General features: G+C 47.1%; 15 protein-coding genes. 1 reads left to right on the plus strand and 14 read right to left on the minus strand.

Going from position 1 to position 20,496, the window contains the following annotated elements:
• Positions 1 to 396 precede the first annotated feature (396 nt).
• Positions 397 to 1,434: a LacI family DNA-binding transcriptional regulator gene (locus OHJ21_RS18025; RefSeq protein ID WP_100538929.1), complete on the plus strand. Its 1,038-nt coding sequence runs from the start codon at positions 397 to 399 to the stop codon at positions 1,432 to 1,434.
• Between the two features lie 153 nt (positions 1,435 to 1,587).
• Here OHJ21_RS18025 and glnA read toward each other — a convergent pair whose 3' ends face one another.
• From glnA to liaF, 14 genes are all read right to left on the minus strand, one after another.
• Positions 1,588 to 3,012, minus strand: coding sequence for a type I glutamate--ammonia ligase (gene glnA / locus OHJ21_RS18030; RefSeq protein WP_486020758.1), 1,425 nt, complete (start codon positions 3,010 to 3,012; stop codon positions 1,588 to 1,590).
• A 405-nt stretch (positions 3,013 to 3,417) separates the two neighbouring features.
• Positions 3,418 to 4,473 (minus strand): 3-deoxy-7-phosphoheptulonate synthase, encoded by a 1,056-nt coding sequence (gene aroF / locus OHJ21_RS18035; protein WP_326117124.1) that lies wholly within the window; start codon positions 4,471 to 4,473, stop codon positions 3,418 to 3,420.
• Positions 4,474 to 4,644: 171 nt separating this feature from the next.
• Positions 4,645 to 6,378: a sensor histidine kinase gene (locus tag OHJ21_RS18040; protein WP_100539511.1), complete on the minus strand. Its 1,734-nt coding sequence runs from the start codon at positions 6,376 to 6,378 to the stop codon at positions 4,645 to 4,647.
• A gap of 93 nt (positions 6,379 to 6,471) precedes the next feature.
• On the minus strand, positions 6,472 to 8,037 hold the full coding sequence (locus OHJ21_RS18045) for a response regulator transcription factor (protein WP_486020760.1): 1,566 nt from the start codon (positions 8,035 to 8,037) through the stop codon (positions 6,472 to 6,474).
• An 80-nt stretch (positions 8,038 to 8,117) separates the two neighbouring features.
• A complete protein-coding gene (locus OHJ21_RS18050) occupies positions 8,118 to 9,785 on the minus strand; it encodes an extracellular solute-binding protein (protein ID WP_100538932.1) in 1,668 nt (555 codons plus the stop codon).
• An 85-nt stretch (positions 9,786 to 9,870) separates the two neighbouring features.
• Positions 9,871 to 10,767 (minus strand): carbohydrate ABC transporter permease, encoded by an 897-nt coding sequence (locus OHJ21_RS18055; RefSeq protein ID WP_071217862.1) that lies wholly within the window; start codon positions 10,765 to 10,767, stop codon positions 9,871 to 9,873.
• A 31-nt stretch (positions 10,768 to 10,798) separates the two neighbouring features.
• Positions 10,799 to 11,755: an ABC transporter permease gene (locus OHJ21_RS18060; protein ID WP_100538933.1), complete on the minus strand. Its 957-nt coding sequence runs from the start codon at positions 11,753 to 11,755 to the stop codon at positions 10,799 to 10,801.
• 601 nt (positions 11,756 to 12,356) lie between these two features.
• Positions 12,357 to 13,307 (minus strand): 4-hydroxy-3-methylbut-2-enyl diphosphate reductase, encoded by a 951-nt coding sequence (locus OHJ21_RS18065; protein WP_100539512.1) that lies wholly within the window; start codon positions 13,305 to 13,307, stop codon positions 12,357 to 12,359.
• 52 nt (positions 13,308 to 13,359) lie between these two features.
• The gene (locus OHJ21_RS18070; RefSeq protein WP_394054216.1) at positions 13,360 to 14,817 is read right to left on the minus strand and encodes a sensor histidine kinase; all 1,458 of its coding nucleotides are present in this window, start codon (positions 14,815 to 14,817) and stop codon (positions 13,360 to 13,362) included.
• A 1-nt stretch (position 14,818) separates the two neighbouring features.
• The gene (locus tag OHJ21_RS18075; protein WP_100538935.1) at positions 14,819 to 15,505 is read right to left on the minus strand and encodes a response regulator transcription factor; all 687 of its coding nucleotides are present in this window, start codon (positions 15,503 to 15,505) and stop codon (positions 14,819 to 14,821) included.
• Positions 15,506 to 15,634: 129 nt separating this feature from the next.
• Positions 15,635 to 17,290 carry a S1C family serine protease gene (locus OHJ21_RS18080; protein ID WP_486020763.1) on the minus strand — a complete coding sequence of 552 codons (1,656 nt, stop codon included), beginning with the start codon at positions 17,288 to 17,290 and terminating at the stop codon, positions 15,635 to 15,637.
• A gap of 162 nt (positions 17,291 to 17,452) precedes the next feature.
• Entirely contained in the window at positions 17,453 to 18,106 is a 654-nt protein-coding gene (locus OHJ21_RS18085; RefSeq protein ID WP_100538937.1) for a response regulator, read from the minus strand.
• Positions 18,107 to 18,124: 18 nt separating this feature from the next.
• Entirely contained in the window at positions 18,125 to 19,207 is a 1,083-nt protein-coding gene (locus tag OHJ21_RS18090; protein WP_127594963.1) for a sensor histidine kinase, read from the minus strand.
• A gap of 5 nt (positions 19,208 to 19,212) precedes the next feature.
• Positions 19,213 to 20,316: a cell wall-active antibiotics response protein LiaF gene (gene liaF / locus OHJ21_RS18095; RefSeq protein WP_486020766.1), complete on the minus strand. Its 1,104-nt coding sequence runs from the start codon at positions 20,314 to 20,316 to the stop codon at positions 19,213 to 19,215.
• Positions 20,317 to 20,496 lie beyond the last annotated feature (180 nt).

Raw genomic sequence — 20,496 nt, forward strand, 5'->3', positions numbered from 1 at the left:
AAAGCTTTTTTTCTCTTTCCCACAATATTTTGTTATTGAACGCGATTCAGCCTTATCCCTTTCTATTACAAGCATCATAGCTACTCTCTTCATTGACTTACCTGGTTAAAGCAGATACACTAATTTACGAAACAGTTTCGAATCAGTGCTGTATACGTTTCAACCAGATTGGTTAATACTTATCACAATGGTAGGCTCTATCGATATGTTTTCCGTTATCACTCCATCGGATCATTTAAAAACTTATACCTAAACAACATATTTTGAGCAGGAAACACGTATAAAACCACTCTTTCTCTCCTTAACCTTGCACTTACAGACAATTGGCAATCATGATTAACGAAAACTTACGAAAATTATGAAGTGACATCATAAACAGAATAAGGGGCGTTTCGCATGGCGTTAAACATCAAAACAATCGCTAAGATGGCCGGGGTATCCGTATCCACCGTCTCCAAGATTATCAACAACTATAGTGATGTATCCGAGGAGACCAAAGCACGCGTGTTGGAAATTATGAAAGAGACGGGATACACCCCTTCCAATTCTGCGAAAACATTAGCAACCAAGAAATCTAATTTAATCGGCATCATATTTGCGGGAAAGCTGAATGTCGATTTTACCCATCCCTTTTTTGTTGAAGTTCTGAATTCATTTAAAAAGCAAATGGGGGTACTCGGTTACGATCTACTGTTTTTTTCGAATGAGAAATTCCAAGGGGATGACGCCGACTACCTAGGCCGATGTCGTCATTATCAGGTGGATGGCTGTGTCATTATATCCGGCGAGGAAATCGAGCCCTCGATTAAAGAGCTTGATGAGAGCGACATTCCGTGTATCGGGGTCGATATTGAACTGTTCGGCGAAATGTCGGGGCATATCATGTCCGATAATTATAAAATGTCCTCGAAGGTCGTGGAGCATTTCTATCTTCAAGGCTTCAGAGACTTGGGGTTCATCGGAGGCAGCAAGGAGTCTGAAATCTCCAACATGCGTGAGGCCGGTTATCGTAACGCCATGGACAGCTTCGGCCTTCCGGCCCGTACGGAATGGTTCCAAAGCGGTGAAGATTTTCATGAGGCCAGCGGATATAAAGCCATGACACGGCTGATCCAGGCGGGTTCTCTTCCCCGCGCAATCTTTGCAGCCTCCGATCAGATTGCGATTGGAGCCATCCAAGCACTTCAGGAACATAGTCTGAATGTCCCTGACGATGTATCGATCATCGGTTGTGACGATATTGAGGCGTGCAAATATACAACACCCAAACTAACGACGATTCGGCAAAATAAAGAGAAAATCGGCCGCTTGGCAGCGCTCATGCTCTATGACCTTATCCATAAACAATCACCCGTCAGCTCCTTTGTCGTAGAGCCTGAACTCATCGTTCGTGAATCTTGCGGAAGCAATACGCACCACTACGGTTACTTCTAAAGAGTAGAGCTGAGGTGACGGGGGTGCTTCTAGCGAAGAGAATCCCTCTTTATCTCACTTGGTATGGTAATCCTCACCTAAGCCTAGTTAGGCTTTATATGTGTAACAAAAAAAGCCCAGGGCATCATGCCCTAGGCTTTTTAACGTTGTTTATTACAGGTCGTAGTACAGGGAGTACTCGTGCGGATGAACGCGGATATTAACCGCTTTGGCTTCGGCACGCTTGAACTCAATGAAGTTCTCGAGGAATTCTTGCGTAAACACGCCGCCTTCTGTCAAGAACTCATAGTCTGCTTGAAGTGCATCCAAAGCTTCATCCAGGGAACCCGGTACGCTGCGGATTTCTTTCTTCTCGGCGTCGGACAATTCATAAATGTTTTTATCGAATGGTCCATAACCGAGTGCGGTAGGATCGATTTTACGCTTGATACCGTCCAAGCCTGCCATCAGCATAGCGGAGAATGAAAGGTAAGGGTTCGCCGTGGAATCCGGTGTACGGAACTCGATGCGGCAGCCTTTAGGTGTTACAGCTGCAACCGGAATCCGCACTGCGGCAGAACGGTTGCCTTTGGAGAATACGAGGTTAACCGGTGCTTCATAGCCTGGTACCAGACGTTTGAAGGAGTTCGTGCTCGGATTCGTCAAAGCGATTAATGCAGGCGCATGGTACAGAATACCGCCGATGTAGTGGATCGCTGTTTCGCTCAGGTTAGCATAAGCGCCTTTTTCGTAGAACAATGGGGTGTCACCATCAAAAATGGATTGGTGAACGTGCATGCCGCTTCCGTTATCCCCGAACAATGGCTTCGGCATGAACGTAGCCGTTTTGCCATATTGGCGTGCTGTGTTATGCACGATATATTTATAGATCAACAAGTTGTCAGCTGTTTTTTTCAATGTATCGAAACGGAAATTGATTTCTGCTTGGCCGGCCGTTGCTACTTCATGGTGGTGACGCTCAACGCGAAGTCCTGCTTCATCAAGCAAACGGCACATTTCGCTGCGGATATCCTGCTGAGTATCCACAGGTGCTACAGGAACATATCCGCCCTTAACGCCAACTTTGAAACCAAGGTTGCCGCCTTCTTCCTTGCGGTTCGTATTCCAATGTGCTTCCTCGGAGTCTACGAAATAGCTGGAGCTGTTCATGGAGCTTTCATAGCGAACTTCATCAAACAGGAAGAACTCGGATTCCGGTGCGAAAAATGCTGCTGTTCCGATACCGGCCTCTTGAAGGTATTGCTCGGCACGAGCCGCGATACCGCGCGGGTCACGCTCGTAAGCATCCCCTTCCGGAGTATAGATGTTGCTCATAATGTTAAGCGTAGGATGTGCTGTAAACGGATCGATATAGCAAGACTCCGGATCAGGCATCATAACCATATCCGATTCTTCAATGCCGCGGAATCCTGGAATAGAAGATCCATCGAACGCGACCCCATTCACGAATGTTTCTTCATCTACTTCTGAAGCCGGCAAGCTAATATGATGAACCCGTCCCGACAAGTCTACAAAACGAAAATCAACCCACTCAATATTGTTCTCTTTAATGGTTTGCAATACTTTCTCTACCGACATGTCTCTTCCTCCCAATTTCCGAACATTAAGACTTAAACAGCTTAACAATGTTCATAATCTTTCGATTTCTTTTCGTCATTATATGCCGGGAGATAACCTGACGTCAATACCTATGTAAGGTATTTTTGAAAACAATGTTAAGTTATATGACATGAAAAACCAGTTAATGTAAACTCAGAAAAAAGACACCTGCAAGCTTTTTGCAGGTGTCTTTTATATTAGAAATTAAGGAACTGGCGAACCATAACGATGTGCTGAACGTTATCGACGGGTATACAACGGCTTATCAGAAAAACGTCTATCGACCTACTTTCTCAGTAGACAGACCGCATTCAGCGTAAGTTTTTCTTGCGAGATAAGCATGGTTGGCCACCGTTGTTTTTCTTCCTTATCTCTAACCAGAAGCTATACGCGCGCAAATTCAGAAGCCGGTGCTTTGGCAGTCGCAAAGCTTTTGCCTACCAATGGGGCCAGCTGCTCCAAGTCTTTAAGCAATGCGGCGAATTGATCCGGGAACAGGGATTGCACCCCATCGCCTGTCATGGAATTGTCCGGATCCGTGTGCATCTCAATAATAAGACCGTCTGCCCCAGCCGCCACGGATGCCTTGGACATCGGCTCGACAAGCTCGCGTCGTCCCGTTCCGTGACTCGGATCAGAAATGACCGGAAGGTGACTCAACCCTTGTAAAACAGGGATGGCAGATAAATCCAGCGTATTGCGGGTGTAAGTTTCGAATGTTCGGATTCCGCGTTCACAGAGCATGACATTCGGATTGCCGCCGGCAAGGATGTACTCCGCTGCATTCAGGAATTCATCATAGGTTGCGCTGAAACCTCTTTTCAGTAATACCGGCTTGCCGCAGGTACCCAGTTTTCGAAGCAGATCGAAATTTTGCATATTACGGGTACCCACTTGCAGAATATCGGCGTACTCCGCGCAAATATCCACGTATTCGGGCGTCATAACCTCCGTAATCGTCAACAGGCCATGTTTTTGCCCGGCCTCCGCCATCATGATCAAACCTTCGACGCCAACGCCCTGGAAGCTGTATGGACCCGTACGAGGTTTAAAAGCACCGCCTCTAAGCACTTGTCCTCCTGCTGCCTTAACCAGCTGAGCGATCTCGTCAATCTGCTGTGCGGATTCCACGGCGCATGGACCACCCATGACAACCAGATTGCCGCCGCCAATCTTGGTGCCTTTAATATCAATGACAGTATCATCCGGATGAAAATCACGACTCGCGAGCTTATAGGACTTGGAGATTTTAACCACATTCTCTACGCCCTTCATTTGGCGAAGATGCTCCGCAAGCTTCGGGTTCACGCTGCCGATCAGCCCGATCACGGTACGATCCGCCCCCTGGGATACGTGAGCCTGCAGTCCTTCCTTCTCAATCTCGCTTACGATATGCTGAACTTGTTCCTCTGATATTTGATTGGATGTAATAACGATCATAATAAAACCTTCTTTCTGAATATATTCCATTTTAATGTGTGATAGCCACTTTCGCGCTTGTTCGCTTTTAAGCTTTTATGCTTTTAATCGATAAAGTAAATATACAGAAAATATCTCCCCTCGTCAAGCCCATTCTTCAAGCCTGAACGATCGGGAGATATAGACCACCTGTTACATCAATGTTTTGCTGCGTCCTTCCGCTACGGTGCGCTTCACGAGGGGTATCACAATTCTTACCGTAGTCCCAATACCGGCACGGCTGAATAACGTGACCCCGTATTCGCTGCCATAATGAAGTTTGATTCGTTGATCCACATTCCGAATACCGTATCCGGCATTCGTAAGATCCTGCCCGCCTGTATTGTCCAGAACTCTGCCGGGCGGGAACCCGACGCCATTATCGATAATTTTAAACTCCAGGACGTCTTCCAGCACTCTGGCGGTAATTCGAACATGTATATAATCCCCGGTCCAGGCATGCTCCAAAACATTCTCGATAAACGGCTGCAAAATCAATTTCACAGTTTCATACCGGACCACTTCCGGCTCAAAATCATAAGTAACCTGCATCCGTTCGTCGTATTTAATCTTTTGAATGTCTACATACGCCTGAGCCTGTTCCAACTCATTCTTCACAGAGATGATATTCCGTCCATCATTAAGAGACAGACGATAAAACTTCGCTAAGTCCATCACCATGCGCTGCAGCTTGTCCAGCATCCCAAACCGCGCCAGACGGCTGATGGAGGATAGGGTGTTGTATAGGAAATGCGGATTAATCTGCGCATGCAGCGATTCCAGTTCCGCTTGTTTTTTCTGAAGGTCGGCCAGATACACCTCATTAATCAGCTTGCCGATATTGCTGCCCATATCATTCAGGGCTGAAGCGATATGTGTAAACTCATCGTTCCCCTTGAACTGAGCCCGTTTATGAAATGCACCTTCCTGAAAAGAATCCAGAACAGAAACGATTTTGGATACGCGTAAGCTGAAATACTTGGATATCACAATGCTGACTATAAAAAATATAGCAATGCAAATGAGGCAAATAAGCAGGGTGAGGTTCCGGATTTTCACCGTATCTTTCTCCACAATGTCTGCAGGAACGACAGCGATAAGATTCCAGCCGAGCACGGGAATCGGCTTACGAATAAGCAAGTCTCCATTATTGCGCAGCTCGTTCTCCTTAAACACGGTTGTCTGTACCCCGCCTGAGGAAAGAATGACTCTGCCTTGCGAATCCGACAAATATAACGCTGTCCCATCACCAATTTTGTTATAATCCATGCTTTCGAACATATCTTCTAAACTGACATTGATTCGCACGAATCCAATCTCCTGCAGCTGTATAGAACTGATGTCTATCAGCCTGCGCAAGAGCGAAATGCGACCGTTGCCCGCATCATTTTCAACCTGCTTCCATTCCAGCGTCGATCCATAGTTTTCCTCTTGGGGATAGAGCTTGTACCAGGTCTTATCCTCAAGACGCTCATACTGATATATATCAAATAAACGCGTGTTGGATTCAAGCGGATCAGAGTAACTATAATTATTATAAATTTCCCTTAATTCTTCATTCCGTAAATAAATAGACAACCAAACCTTGGAGTTCGCTGTATTGATCGCCGTTTCCAGCTTCGGAATCAGGACATTGACCATCGTATCGTAGCTAACCCATGTACTTTCTGAATAACGCAGCCGGTTATTAAAGGACGAATCAAAGTAGAGCATGTCGGAAACGCGGACAATGTCTTCCATTTTATACGAAATGTTATCACTCATTTGGTGCAGGGTACCCTGAATGTTATTATACGTTTGTTCTCTAATCGATTTGATAAATACCTGGTTCGCGATATTTCCTACAAGCAATACCGGTATGATGATGAATACACAGTAAGAAATCATTAATTTGAAGCCAAATGGGATTTTGACCCGGATACGCTCGAATTTCCCCGCCAAACCTAATCACAACCTCATTACAAGCGGTATAGTAGTATGTTAAGAGTGTTTACGCCTATACTCCAACGGTGTCATTCCATACATCTCTTTGAATTGACGACTAAAATAAGGCAAATACTGGTACCCCGTTTGAGAAGCCACTTCATATATTTTAAGTTTCGTGCTGACTAATAGTTCTCTGGCTCGCTCCATACGAAGCTTGATGACATAATCACTAAAATTATAACCGGTTTCTTCCTTAAACAGAACACCTAGATAGTTAGGCGAAAAGGAAAAACGGTTCGCCATATCTCGAAGCGTAATATTCTCGTGTACCCGCTCTCTTATATTATCAATAATTTCCTCAACAAGGCGTCCATTTTTGGACGATTTGCGAAATTTCAATTGCTCCGATATCTCAAACACTTTCATTCTTAACCACGAGAAAATATCGTCCATCGTTTCAAATTGCAAGAGTACATCGAGGTTTTTTAGTTCGATTCCCAGCATCCGAAACAGGTCTTCGTGCATGGTATGCAAATGCGCGTCCAACTTCAATATAATGTATACTCCAAGATTCCGAACCGTAAATTTGGAGCGGATATTGGATGCAAGCAGTTGTATGGCTTCGATTTCGTCGTGGATTTTGACGATCTCATAATTCGTCATAGCGGTAAATAAAGAGTCCAGCCTGAGATCGAGGCTTTTCGCTTCCTCCCGGTCCTCTGTCGGCACTTCGTTATAAAGGATCCATTTCCCTTTTCCACGGAACATTTTATAGTCAAGGGCCCCCTCTGCCATAACGTAGGACGGATGAAGTTCTTCAAGCCGATTCGCAGTCCCTCCCTCACCTACGGTCACGGTAAGGGGATACTCTTGACCTAGCGCCGTCAACAATGACTGAATCTCTTCCCTGCCTTTCGCCGTGTCCATGAGTATGGCCATCCGCTGGTCTGTTACCTTACAGATATGCCTGAATCCGCAGCTTTCCAGCTGCTTATGCAAACTCGTGAAGTACTGCTCATTTAACCCCCTCTGATTCTCAACCTCGTACTGATTGCTTCGCCATGAGCTGACATCATCCACTTCAAGTAATATCACTCGTACGGGCCAGTTTATCTCATGAAGTTGATATTCCCGCTTAATAATACCCAGCATGGCACCGTCATAAGGCTTCTGGAGAATTTGCAGCAGATACTGATTTTTAAGAATCGGTACCATCAGCTGATAAGCCCGTTCTGTTTCCTTACGATCATGGAGTCTGTCCAGCTCAAGCCGAACTTTTGTCAACTCTTCAATCAGCTCTTGGTCCTCCATGGGCTTCAGCACATAATTACAAGCGTTTAATGCGATTGCCTGTTTAACATAACTGAAATCCTGGTAACCACTTACGAAAATAACCTGTAATTCATCATGTATCTTCAGCGCTTTTTGCGCTAATTCAATACCAGTCATATTGGGCATGCGAACATCCGTCACGAGAATATCGATATCCTCTCGTTGTAGGACTTCCCATGCTGCAAATCCATTATTGACCGAATCAACCACGGTCATTCCAAGACTCTCCCATGGAATAAAGCTCCTCATGCCCTCTAGGTCCAGTATTTCATCGTCAGCCAGCAGCACTTTATAGATGGGTATCCTCTCCCCTAAATTTCGATAAGGGTATGCTGCGGATGCAGCATACCCTTTCGGTTTACGTTATTCTACTTTTGACCATTCATTTGAGCCAAGTTTTCTTGCCATTTCGTTGTTTTGAATGCAAGAAGTTTATCATATCCAGCTGCTTGAGCATCCGCTTCTGCTTTGTCCAAGACAGCCAATACTTCTGCATCGTCCTTCGCAAACAGCGCCTTCGCTCTAGCTTCTGTGTAGATATCTTCTACACGCTGACGGATAATACCTTCTTCACTTTCTGGGGCCGGATCAAGATTGATGAATTCCGTTGCATTCGCTTGCGTTTTCCAAGTTATTTCATACTGCCAACGAGTCGACCAGTTACGCTCTTCTTCTGGCAAGGTGCTTTCGTATTTCGCTTTTGCTGTATCAATAAATACCGTGTTTCCGTTCCACTGGAGGTTTGTTGTTTCCGCTTGCAACTTACCAAGACCTGCAGCATCCGTAACATATTTTTCAGTAAACTTAGGCGTTATACCATCTTCTTCATATCCATCCCAATATCCGCCTTCCGGTCCCCACATTAATAGTGTTTGACCTTCAGGACCTGTATACCAGTCCAGGAAAGCGAAGATCGCTTCAGGATTTTTTGCAGCTTTCGTAATAACGCTTACGTTCCAACCCAGTTGAGTATAGGTTCCTGGGAAGATTTTATTCTTATCCAGACCTTCCTTATGAATCGGCCAGATCATGAAATAACCGGCTTCCGGATCTTTTGCAACGAGTTCCGCATGTGCGTTCATTGCATTTTCAGTCGGGCTGGAAGCTGCATATACAGCAACGCGGCCTGTCATTACTTTTTCCTTGATTTGGTCAGCGGTTTGAGTCAATGCATCTTGAGAAATCAGTTTATCGCGGAACAGCTTCGCTGCATATTGCATCGATTCGCGATATGTTGGATCCGTAAAGATCGAAGTCAGTTTATCTCCGTTAGGCACACCACGAATGGTAATCCAACGTGTCATTGCATCCTCTTTGAAAGCAGAGTACAACACATCAATCCCTTGTCCTTCAATACCTGGTTCATAAGGAACTACAGAGTTTCCGTATTTCGCCTTGACAGCTTCCAGGTATTTAGTCAAATCGTCCGTTGTTTCCAGCTTAGGCTCGCCAAGCTCTTTATAAATTTTGCTATTAACTACATACCCTGCATTTCCGTTCGGTTGACTAGTGTACCAGTTAGGGAATTGGTACAGCTTGCCATCCGGGGAACGAAGCATGTTGATTCCCGCCTCGCCCAACCATTCCTTCAGGTTCGGATATTTATCCAAGTAGTCATCGTAAGGTACGAGCATGCCGTTCTCTCTCAATTTTTCAACATCCGATCCTCGCTCCAACCAAATAACATCAGGGAGCTCGTCGGAAGCAATCATCGTGTTGAATTTTTGTTGAGCATTACCTTGGGAGTTGACCGCTTTTACATCAACTTTTTTATTCTCTTTAATCCACTTCGTTGCGGCATCTTCTCCCCATGTAGGCATGGTGTACCAGTCATAGTGTCCATAAAAACTAAAATCAAGCGGTTGCTCACCCAGTACAAATTTTTCCGATACTGCTTCGGTTGGCGGTGTGCTGGTTCCATTGTCGCTAGGAGTCGGGTTAGCAGTCTTAGTACCACCGCTGCATGCTGACAGCATTAAAGCCGCTGCTAACAACGCAGTAACCGATGTGGCCAAAGATTTTTTTCTGAGCCTCATTCTCTAATTTCCCCTTTCAAAATTCCCCTTGATATTTATGTCTAAAGCTAAGCTTCAAACAACAGGATGGCTTGCCATGCATGTGCTACTCTTTCAACGATCCTACCAGTACTCCCTTAACAAAATGTTTCTGTACAAAAGGGTATACCATGATGATCGGAACGGTAGCGACAATCATTGTGGCCATGGATAAAGATTTCGTGGTCACACTCTGCATTCGAGATAAAGCGGCCTGAGATGCCGAGTCCAAATTACTCATCTGCTCAGACATAATGTTGGAATTCAGTATTTGACGTAATATGGTCTGAATGGGCAGCAATTCTTCTTTATTGATGTAAATACTCGGTAAGAACCATTCATTCCAGTGATATACCGCCGTGAATAATGACAAAGTGGCAATAACCGGTCCCGATAATGGCAGGATAATCTTAAAGAAGATTCCCCAGTTACCCGCACCATCAATTTTTGCCGATTCTTCCAAGCCATTAGGCAAGCCAGCAAAGAAGGTTCGGAATATGATCATATTCCATACACTTACCAAACCGGGAATAATGAACACCCAGAAAGAATCCATCAAGCCCAAACTACGAGTTAGCATGAAGCTTGGAATTAATCCGCCAGTGAAATACATGGTCACGATACACATAATCATGTAATATTTGCGGCCCATCAGTTCGCGCTTGGTCATGCCGTATGCGAAGATGGAAGTTACGAGAATCGAAGTAATCGTTCCAATGATCGTACGTGCTACGGATATGCCGAAGCCGTTCAACAAGCGTTTATCCTGAAACACGATTTCGTAGTTCTCCAATGTAAAATCTCTCGGCCAGAATGTAACCCCTCCAAGCGATGTGTCCGCTCCGGAGTTAAATGAAATTACAAGTGCATTCCAGAAAGGATAAAAGGTCACAAAGGCCAAAAATGCTAAACAGACATAGATCATAATCACCATGAGGCGATCACCGAATCCTAAACGTACCAATCTAATCGCTCCCCTCTATACGATGTTCGTTTTACCATAGACTGTTACCTGATCTGCGTGCTACCACGTTGGCAATGGTCAGAAGCATCACGCTGATTACCGCTTTGAACAAGCCTACAGCCGTTGCATAAGAGAACCGGGAGTTTTCAATACCAATTCGGTAAACATAAGTATCAATTACATCTGATACCTCTCTTAAAACAGGGTTCTTAGCCAAGAGTAAAATATCCTCAAATCCTGCATTGAGCAGGCTACCTATTGCCAGAATCATAAAGATGATAACGACAGGCATGATGGACGGTAATGTAATCGTAAAGATCTGTCTGAATTTGCTCGCTCCATCCATATCCGCAGCCTCGTACATATGGGGATCTACACCCGCTACAGCCGCCAAGTAAACGATGGAGGAAAACCCAATTTCCTTCCAGAGCCCTGTGGTCACCAATATCCCCCAGAAGTATTCAGGAATGGATAGAAAGTTAATAGGCTCTTTAATCAAGTTCATTTTTTCTAATAGAATGTTTACACTTCCATTATCGGTAGACAGCATGGAAACCACAAACCCTGATACGATAACCCAGGATAAGAAATGGGGCAGATAACTGACGGTCTGAACCAATCGTTTGAAGAACATATGGCGAACTTCATTAAGCATCAGCGCAAGCAGGATCGGAGCTGGAAAGCCGATCAAAAACTTGAGTAAGCTGATTACGATGGTATTCCGCATTACGGTCGTAAACTCTGGTGATTCAAAGAACATCCGGAAGTGCTTCATGCCTGCCCACGCGCTGCCTCCCATGCCTTTGAAAATATTGAAATCTTGGAAAGCCATCAGAATACCATACATCGGTATGTAACTGAAAACAAAAATTAATGCGAGCGCAGGAAGTACCATTAATTGAATATCCCACTGTTTAAAGAAGCGAATAAATCCATTGTCTTTCTTCCGTTTAGGAACAGTCTTCTGTTCTACGGATATCTGTGCCATGTCCAACCCCCCGTGTGTTCTATGCCATGAAGTTTACCTGATGTCTAACATTGTAGAATAAATGATCCCATATAAACATTTGCCTATTCAACGAAAAATGATATTATTCAATTGAAAAATGAAACGCTTACAGGGCATGGGATATTCACGGGGTTATGAGAGTCCCTAAAAAGGAAGCTTTAACAGGCCAGATTATCTAACTTCACCCTCCCGATATTTAATCTGAGGCATAGAAAATCCCCTTGCGTCAATAGTGTCAGGTTCATTTCACATGAACGGTTATTCCACCATTCACCACAAGGGGAGAGTTTCAATTAGCTCTATTTGGCTAAGCCATTCATAGTATCATCAACATTTAGCTTAACGCTGCTGTGCTGGTATGTTATAAACCATTTTCTGTAATGTCAATGGGCTGGAACCCCTAATATATCATAGGTGATCATGAAAATGATATTAATCAATGAATAACAGTGGCGTATATAATTCCAAGCAAGAGGCTCTGTGGTATAACGATGACTGGTTAATACTAAGGAAGCACCGATATCAACAAAAAAATACAACCGTCACGACCAAATCCGACGGTTGTATTTAGAAAAGTCTCTTATGACTTGCTCTTCACCCGTACAGGTGGAAGCAATTTATTCATATTCACCGTACGCTTGATCTCCCAAGTGTCCGGCTGATCATGTTCATACTGTTCCAGATAGGCAATGACTTCTTTGGTAATTGGAGTCGGTGTGGATGCCCCTGATGTCACTGCCACTTTGCCTACGCCTTCAAGCCATTCCCGTCTGAGTTCCGTCACATCGCCAATGCGGTGAGCCGGTACGCCGGCTATCTCTTCGGATACCTGGGCAAGACGGTTGGAGTTATTGCTGCGCGGGTCGCCAACCACGATGACCAAGTCCGCCTGACCGGCTTGCTCGGCTACCGCTTCCTGCCGGACTTGCGTTGCAAGACAAATTTCATTGTGAATCTCCGCTCCAGGGAATTTATCGAGCAGACTCTTCATGATATGCTTGATATCCCATTGACTCATCGTGGTCTGGTTCGTAATGATGATTCGGGATGATTTTACCTGAAGCTGTTCAATTTCTTCTTCCTTCTCGATCAGATGCACATGTTCCGGTGCGATCCCGATAGCCCCTTCCGGCTCGGGATGCCCCTTCTTCCCGATGTAAATGATCTCATATCCGTCGGCTACCTTATCCCGGATCAAATCATGGGTTTTCGTCACATCCGGGCAAGTGGCGTCGAGCGTGGTCAATCCTTTATCCCGTGCAAGCTTGCGTACTTCGGGAGAGACCCCGTGTGCGGTAAAAATGACGGTTCCGCTCTCCACCTGGCTCAGAATTTCCATTCGATTCGGACCGTCCAGGGTAATGATGCCTTCGTCTTCAAAGGATTGCGTGACATGACTGTTATGCACAATCATGCCCAATATATAAATAGGCCGAGGAAGATCCAGATTCTGCGCCGCCTGACGCGCCAAGACCATGGCGTCGACGACACCGTAACAATAACCTCTCGGTGATATTTTCAAGACTTCGATGATCCCCACCTGCTTTCCGTAGTAATACATAAGCGATCTAGTCTATTATAACCTATTCCAGAGGAGGAGCAAAGACGACGGGGAGCCAGACGATAAAGGTGCTGCCTTCCCCTCTTCGGGTGACGACCTCGACAGACCCCTTATGCTCATCGATGATCCATTTGGCGATGGACAGCCCGAGTCCGGTTCCGCTCGTGATGCCTCTCGACTGATCCGCACGGTAGAAGCGTTCGAATATGAACGGAACCTCATCCTTATCCATGCCGATCCCCGTATCCGAAATCCGCAAGCCCACCTGACCCTTGTACAGGACGACATCCAGGCTGACTTCACCCTCCGGCGTATACTTGAACGCATTCTCGATAAAGATGAACAGCATCTGTTGCAAGTAGTCCTTATTTCCTTCTACATAGACACCGTTCAAGACAGACAGCTCTCCAACATGCCACTCAGCGGTTTTATCGAGGAAATGAGCGCGCCGTGCGACCTCTTCAACCAAAGGCTGCAGAGGGACCGGATCCAGTTCAAAGGTCTGGCCGGTATCGGCCCGTGCCAGAGACAGCATGTCGTTCACCAGTCTGCTCATCCGCTTCGCTTCGTCGGAAATATCGCCCACCGCTTCAACCGAGATCTGTTTAATCGTTTCTTCGTCCATATTCGCTCTTTCACCAGGGGCTTCCGTCCACATCTTATGGAGAAGATCCACATTCCCCCGGATGGTGGTCAGCGGCGTTCGGAGTTCGTGGGAAGCATCCGATACAAACCGGCGCTGTGCCGCATAGGCATCCTCAAGCTCTTTGTAAAAGCTCTCCGTCCTCTCGAGCATCCCGTTAAACGTCCCGATTAATTGACCAATCTCGTCCTCTGGCCCATCATATTCGATTCGTACGCTGAGGTCAGTCCCCTTCTGAATCTGCTCGGCCGCCTCCGTGACCTTGCCGATCGGTTTCATGGATTTGCGTGCCAGGAACAAGCCTAATGTTGAGGCAATGACAAGTGTTGCTGCGGATCCCATGATGAGGATGGACTGGAGTCTATCCAGGGTTTGCTCGATGGTTCGCGTACTTACTCCGATCTGAAGCCATCCGAATAATTTCCTTGAGTTCGTTTCAACGACCGGGGATTCGTATACAAGGAAGGATGCCCCCTCGAAAGAAAAACGTTTAAACTCTCCGGGTTTGTTCATACTTAATGCTCTTTCTACAGTTGGATTTTCAAATTGCAAACCACTGAACTCCATATTGCCAGATCTCCAGATGGATCCATTATAGAAAGTATAAAGCTGAACGTATAAATCAGCTGCCTCCATATTAAGCGCGGAGGAACGATCCGGTAGAAGAGCAACAGACGAGGAGGTGTAACCAATCTTATTTGCTTCCTGTACCAACCGCTGTTTTAACTCCTCATACGTATACAAATGAACAAAGCCATACACCGCCGAGCTGAATATCAGCAGTGTCACGAATAAAATGCCGGTATACCATGCTGTCAGTCTTAACCGAATAGACATGCTAGTTATCTCCTCTTAAAATATAGCCGGCTCCGCGGATCGTCTGGATCAGCCTTTTACCTCCATGTTCCTCGGTCTTCTGCCGGAGCATGGCGATATAAACCTCCAGCACGTTGGACTCCCCGCTGTAGTCATAGCCCCATATTTTATCCATTATTAAATCGCGGGACAGCACCCGCTTCGGATTTTGCATAAACAGATGCAGCAGCTCAAATTCCTTCGCGGTGAGCTCCAGTCTCTGTCCGCTGCGAATAACTTCCCTTGCATCCGTATCCATCACGAGATCCTCGAAGGTCAGTCGGTGGTTAGATGAATCATCACCGGTTTTACGGCGCAGCAAGGCCCGTACGCGGGCAAGCAGCTCCTCCAGGGCGAAGGGTTTGACCAGATAATCATCTGCTCCGGTATCCAGCCCCTTTACCCGATTCTCCACTTCATCCTTCGCGGTCAGCATCAGCACAGGTACTGTGCTTCCGCCTTCCCGGAGTCTGCGCAATGCCTCAAATCCATCGACTTGAGGCATCATCACATCCAGAACGACAACATCCGGCTCCTCACTCAATATCACCTTCAAGCCTTCCGCTCCGTTGGATGCGGTCAGGACGTCATAGCCCTCAAACGCAAGTCCCCTGCGCAGCATGGAAATAATCTTCTCATCATCATCTACAATTAATATCCGGGATCGCATAGCGGCATCTCCTCTATCTTCTAGCGTTATATTTAATACGACGTTACAATCCCATTATATCGGTCGCCTCAAGGACAAGACAAGCGGAAGGGAACGGTCCCTTCCGCTTGTTGTCACGCCTTTCCAGGGTTACGGTTGTTGTTGCTGTTGTTGCTGTTGTTGCTGCTGTTGGGTTAAATCGAAATCGTTCTTATCACCGATCGTCAGCGGCAGGTCAATGTTCTTGCCGTTACGAACCACATTCAGCGTAATTTTGTCTCCAACCTTCTTCGATTGAATCAATTCAATCAGATCCTGCGAGGTCGGATATTTCGTCCCGTCCACGCCCACAATGATGTCATATTGACGCAGGTCTGCTTCATAAGCCGGCGAACGGAATACGACGCTGTCAACGTAGGATCCTTCCGTTACGTCGGTACCCAGGGACTGGGCAATTTGCGGAGTGACCGTCCCCAGGCTTGCCCCGATAAACGGAGCCGGTTCTTTCGGAATTTCCTCATTGTTCTTCAGGTATTCCACAACTTCCTTGATCGTGCTGGACGGAATCGCAAACCCGATCCCTTGCGCTTCCGCGCTGACGGCTACGTTCATCCCGATAACCTCACCCTTCAGATTAAGAAGCGGTCCGCCGGAGTTACCCGGATTAATCGAAGCATCGGTTTGCAGAAGATGCTCGTAATTACGATCATCCTCACCATTGGTTCCTTGAATATCGATCTCGCGTTCCTTCGAGCTAAGTACGCCTGCGGTTACCGTATGCTCAAAACCGTGCGGGTTACCGATGGCTACAAGCCATTCACCGACCTTCAGCGAGTTGGAGTCGCCTAGCTGCACCGATGGAAAATCGGCCCCTTCGATTTTGAGTACGGCCAAATCGAGCTCATAACTAGAACCGAGCAGCTTCGCTTCATACGGCTTTTTGGTACCCTGTACCGTCACTTGAATCACATCGGCACCATGGATCACATGCTCATTCGTCAAAATGTATCCGGACTTCTCAAAGATGAAACCCGAGCCGATGCCGGAAGGCTGAAGCTGGGATTCCTGGCCTCCGTTGTTGCTGCTTCCACCGTTTCCACTGTTTCCGCCATTGCCTTCCTGACTCGATTGACCCCCGCCGAAGAAGTACCAGAACGGATCATTCATGTTCGGATTCGTATTTTGGCGATTGCTGCTGTTTACAAGCGTCTCGATCAGCACGACGGCTGGACTTGCCTGGTCCACAACCGCCGATACATCGCCCGGATTCGAAGGAATCATGGCCGATGCCGTAGTAGCTCCGCCGTTATCATCGACTTTCGCTGAGGTTTCTTGGGCTGGCTCTGATGAATACGCCGCATCAGGCGTAAACAGGTTCGTGCGGTCAGCGGCAAACATCAGGCTCGAAATGACAAGGACACCTGCCAAGAAGGACAACAGCACCGTCTTCACGGAATTTTTAGGCTTCTGGCTGTAGTTCCATTCTTTGTTCCTTTTCATCGAATCCATAGACCCGCCGCCCCCTTGGCTTCCGGAGGAATGTGACTGCGAGAAACCGGAGGATGGAATTGGTTTGACAGGCTGCGGAGCGGTAACTTCCACTTCCTGCGATTCCCGACTCTGATATGGCTGCTCTGTCTGCTGATCATCGCGTTCGCTGGGTATGGACTGGAACGGTCCGTAAGAATAGTAATAAGACGAATTCTTCGTGGATGCTTCCTCACGTCTCGGTGCTTCATTGTTATTCGACTCGTTGTTCATTCCCTCATCATCCGGATACCCGTAGCGCTTTCTTTCGTCGTCCATAGGTCTACCTCCTATTTAAAATCACTTGCTTCCAAGTGGTTTAATTGATTAACTGTTCTTATTGTGTACTATAAACCTTAATAGTACCTTAAAAACAATTAAAAGGCAGATAAAAAGAAAGCTAAGGCCGCGTTAAGGGGAAATCTGATCCGAACGGAGTCGCTATATTTTCACCCATCCCTTACGGTGGGCATAAATCGCCAATTGCGTGCGGTCTTCCAGCTCACACTTCATCAGCAAATTGCTGACATGGGTTTTGACCGTTTTGATGCTGATATGCAGCTCTTCGCCGATCTCTTTGTTGCTCTTGCCTTCGGCAATGAGCAGCAGCACTTCTTTTTCGCGCTCGGTAAGCCCGGAATCGTCGCCGTTCACCATATGTCGGCGGATCCCCCGGGTGAGTGCTTCCGACACGTCTTTGGTCATGACCGGCATGCCCCTGAACGCTCCCTGAAGGGCGTAAATGAGCTCGTCGGCCGAAACGGTCTTCAGTACATAACTGACAGCCCCCGCCTCAATGCACTCAACCACAAGCTCGTCTTCGAGAAAGCTGGTCAGAATCACGATCCTCTGGTCCGGGAACTCGGACATGACCGCACGCGTGGTCTCCGCCCCGTTCATCACCGGCATCATCAGATCCATCAGAATGAGATCCGGCCGGTCTGACTCATCCCCATTTCTTAACATATCAACGACCTCTTGGCCGTTTGCCGCCTCTCCAATCACTTCAAATCCCGGATCCAGCGACAAATACGTTTTTAATCCCATACGAACCATATCATGATCATCCGCCAGCAATATCCGAATCGTACCCATAATGATGTTGTCCCCTCTCTATTCCACTGGCTCAGCCAGCACTTCCTCATCCTTGCCCTCTTCCGCAGCCGGTCCCTGATTGCCCTCGGCCTCAAACAACGGAATATTCACGCGAACGGTCGTCCCTGCGCCCTTTTTGCTTATAATATCGACCTGTCCACCAAGCTTTTCGGCCCGCTCACGCATCGTGGACAGCCCGTATGAACCCTGCTTGCCCGCCACCTCGTCAAACCCAACCCCGTCGTCGCTGATGCTTAAAATCACGCGTTTCTGATCCTCACGAAGCGACATGCTGACAAGGCCTGCACCGGCATGTTTCACAATATTAGCTACTGCTTCCTGTATAATCAGGAACAGCTGATGCTCAATCGCATCCGATACCCCGCCGTAGAGTTCGACATCCTTCATGCCCTTCAGGCCATTTTGGCGGCAGTAATCCGGGAACCACCGTTCGAGTGCCTCCTCTAGGGTTCTTCCTTCCAGTTCAACAGGCCGAAGCTGTGCAATCAGCGCCCGCATCTGCTTCTGAGCCACGTGAGACATCTCAATCAACTGGCCGAGCACTTTATCGCCCTGCTCCGGGTTTCGCTTCAGAACCGCCGGAAGCGATGAAGCCGACATATGAATCGCGAACAGCTGCTGACTGACCGTATCATGCAGATCCCTTGCCATCCGGCGTCGTTCCTCAAGCACTGCCGCTTCCGCGGCAATCTCTTTCTCAATGACATCCTGCTCACCCAGGCGCTGCAGCAGCTTCATCTTCTTCTCCAACGCTTCTGTCATTCCGTTAAACTCATCGTATACTCTGGCAAAAGAACCGTCTTCCATGGCCGGCAGCCGTACGTTCAGATTTCCTTTGGCAACCTGCAGCATGTTCAGATGGAGCAGGTCCAGCGGTCGCTGGATGCGCTGACCCGCGATGTATCCCGCAATTCCCGTAAACAGAAGTACACCGACCGTGTAATACACCCACAGCCGGTTATCTTCAATATGTATGTAGCCGGATTGGTTTGCTGTATACAGGAAAACAGCAACCCCGGCTCCAATCAACAGAAAGTAAAACAGTATCACCCATTTGGTATTTTTCAATATCCCCATCATAACGGTTATCCTACCCTATTCACTTTGACATCACCGATAAATACGCTAACGGTGATTCGAATTTTCTTACCCGCTTCCCTGTAATGCGGACTTTCCAGACCGGCATTACTCATAAAGCCGCTGCGGCTTTCCTCCAGCACCTTCATATCGCCAATGAAGGAGTTGGTTGTGACATGAATGCCGACATCCGAATCATTCGGAACGAATACTTTGACATCCCCGATAAACGCCGAGATGTTGATTTTCGTTTCGCCGTAAGGGATTTGGGCTTTGGTCAGATCCAGCACCGTATCACCGATGAACTGCGAGATATTTGTCGGCTTGAGCTGAAAATAATCTTTTCCCATATGCACGTCCCCGATAAAAGAGGACTTGTTCACCGCATCATGGCTATGCCAAGATTGATGATGATGATGGTGCCCGTGCTGTTCATCCTTATATTCCGATCCGTCGCCGTAGCTTCTGCCGTTATCGTCAAAATCCACATGAACTCTGAACTTGCTGCGGTCCGGTCGTTCCTGGCGCGGGCGTTCATGCTGCTGTCCTTGCCAGCGGTACCCTTTGCTTGAATCGTGCGAGTCCCTTGATTCGAACTCCGGCTCTTCATAAGCCTTGTCAGCCTTGTCTGGCTTGCCGAATCTTCGCTCGAATTCTTCGTCTAGGGAGGATTCTAGCGGACGCGCTTCAGGCGGCTCCGGGATATTGTAATCGTCGCGCCGATGCGAGCTGAAGTCATCCGGACTTGGCGGCGATGGCGGTGGCGTATGATCCTTCGGTTTGAAAATAACCTGCAATCCAAACCCAATCAGGATAATCGGAATCGCGTACTTGATCAGATCGCCGAATGAGAAGTCAATCAAATCCAGATTTCTGCCAAGAAAGTACGATCCGATAATGATCGGCACAACGGAGCCCCATAGTGCTCCTCCACGGGCATAAATTAAGCTTTGCAGCCCGAACCAGATGATAAACACCGGCCAAAAGGTCGAGAATATATAACCAAGATCCACATGTATCATATCGAGCTGATTTAGAAGAAATACCACACCAATACCGATGAGCAGCAATCCGTTGCTAAGCTGGCTCCATCCTTTTCTACTCATGGTCATCCCCTTGCCTTCCAGTTCTATTTTTTCTTAACTACAGTGTACAACATATTGCAATGAACCGGTTAGCGGCGGTGGAATGAAGTTGATCTCAGTCTTGAGACTGAGTCCATGGATAAAAATGGGAAAAAGTATCAAAATAAAAGACCCCCGCTATAGCGGAGGTCTTATTTCACGAACGGA

It is taken from the genome of Virgibacillus sp. LDC1 (assembly GCF_025792345.1).
In the GTDB taxonomy this organism is placed as follows: domain Bacteria; phylum Bacillota; class Bacilli; order Paenibacillales; family Paenibacillaceae; genus Paenibacillus_AQ; species Paenibacillus_AQ lautus.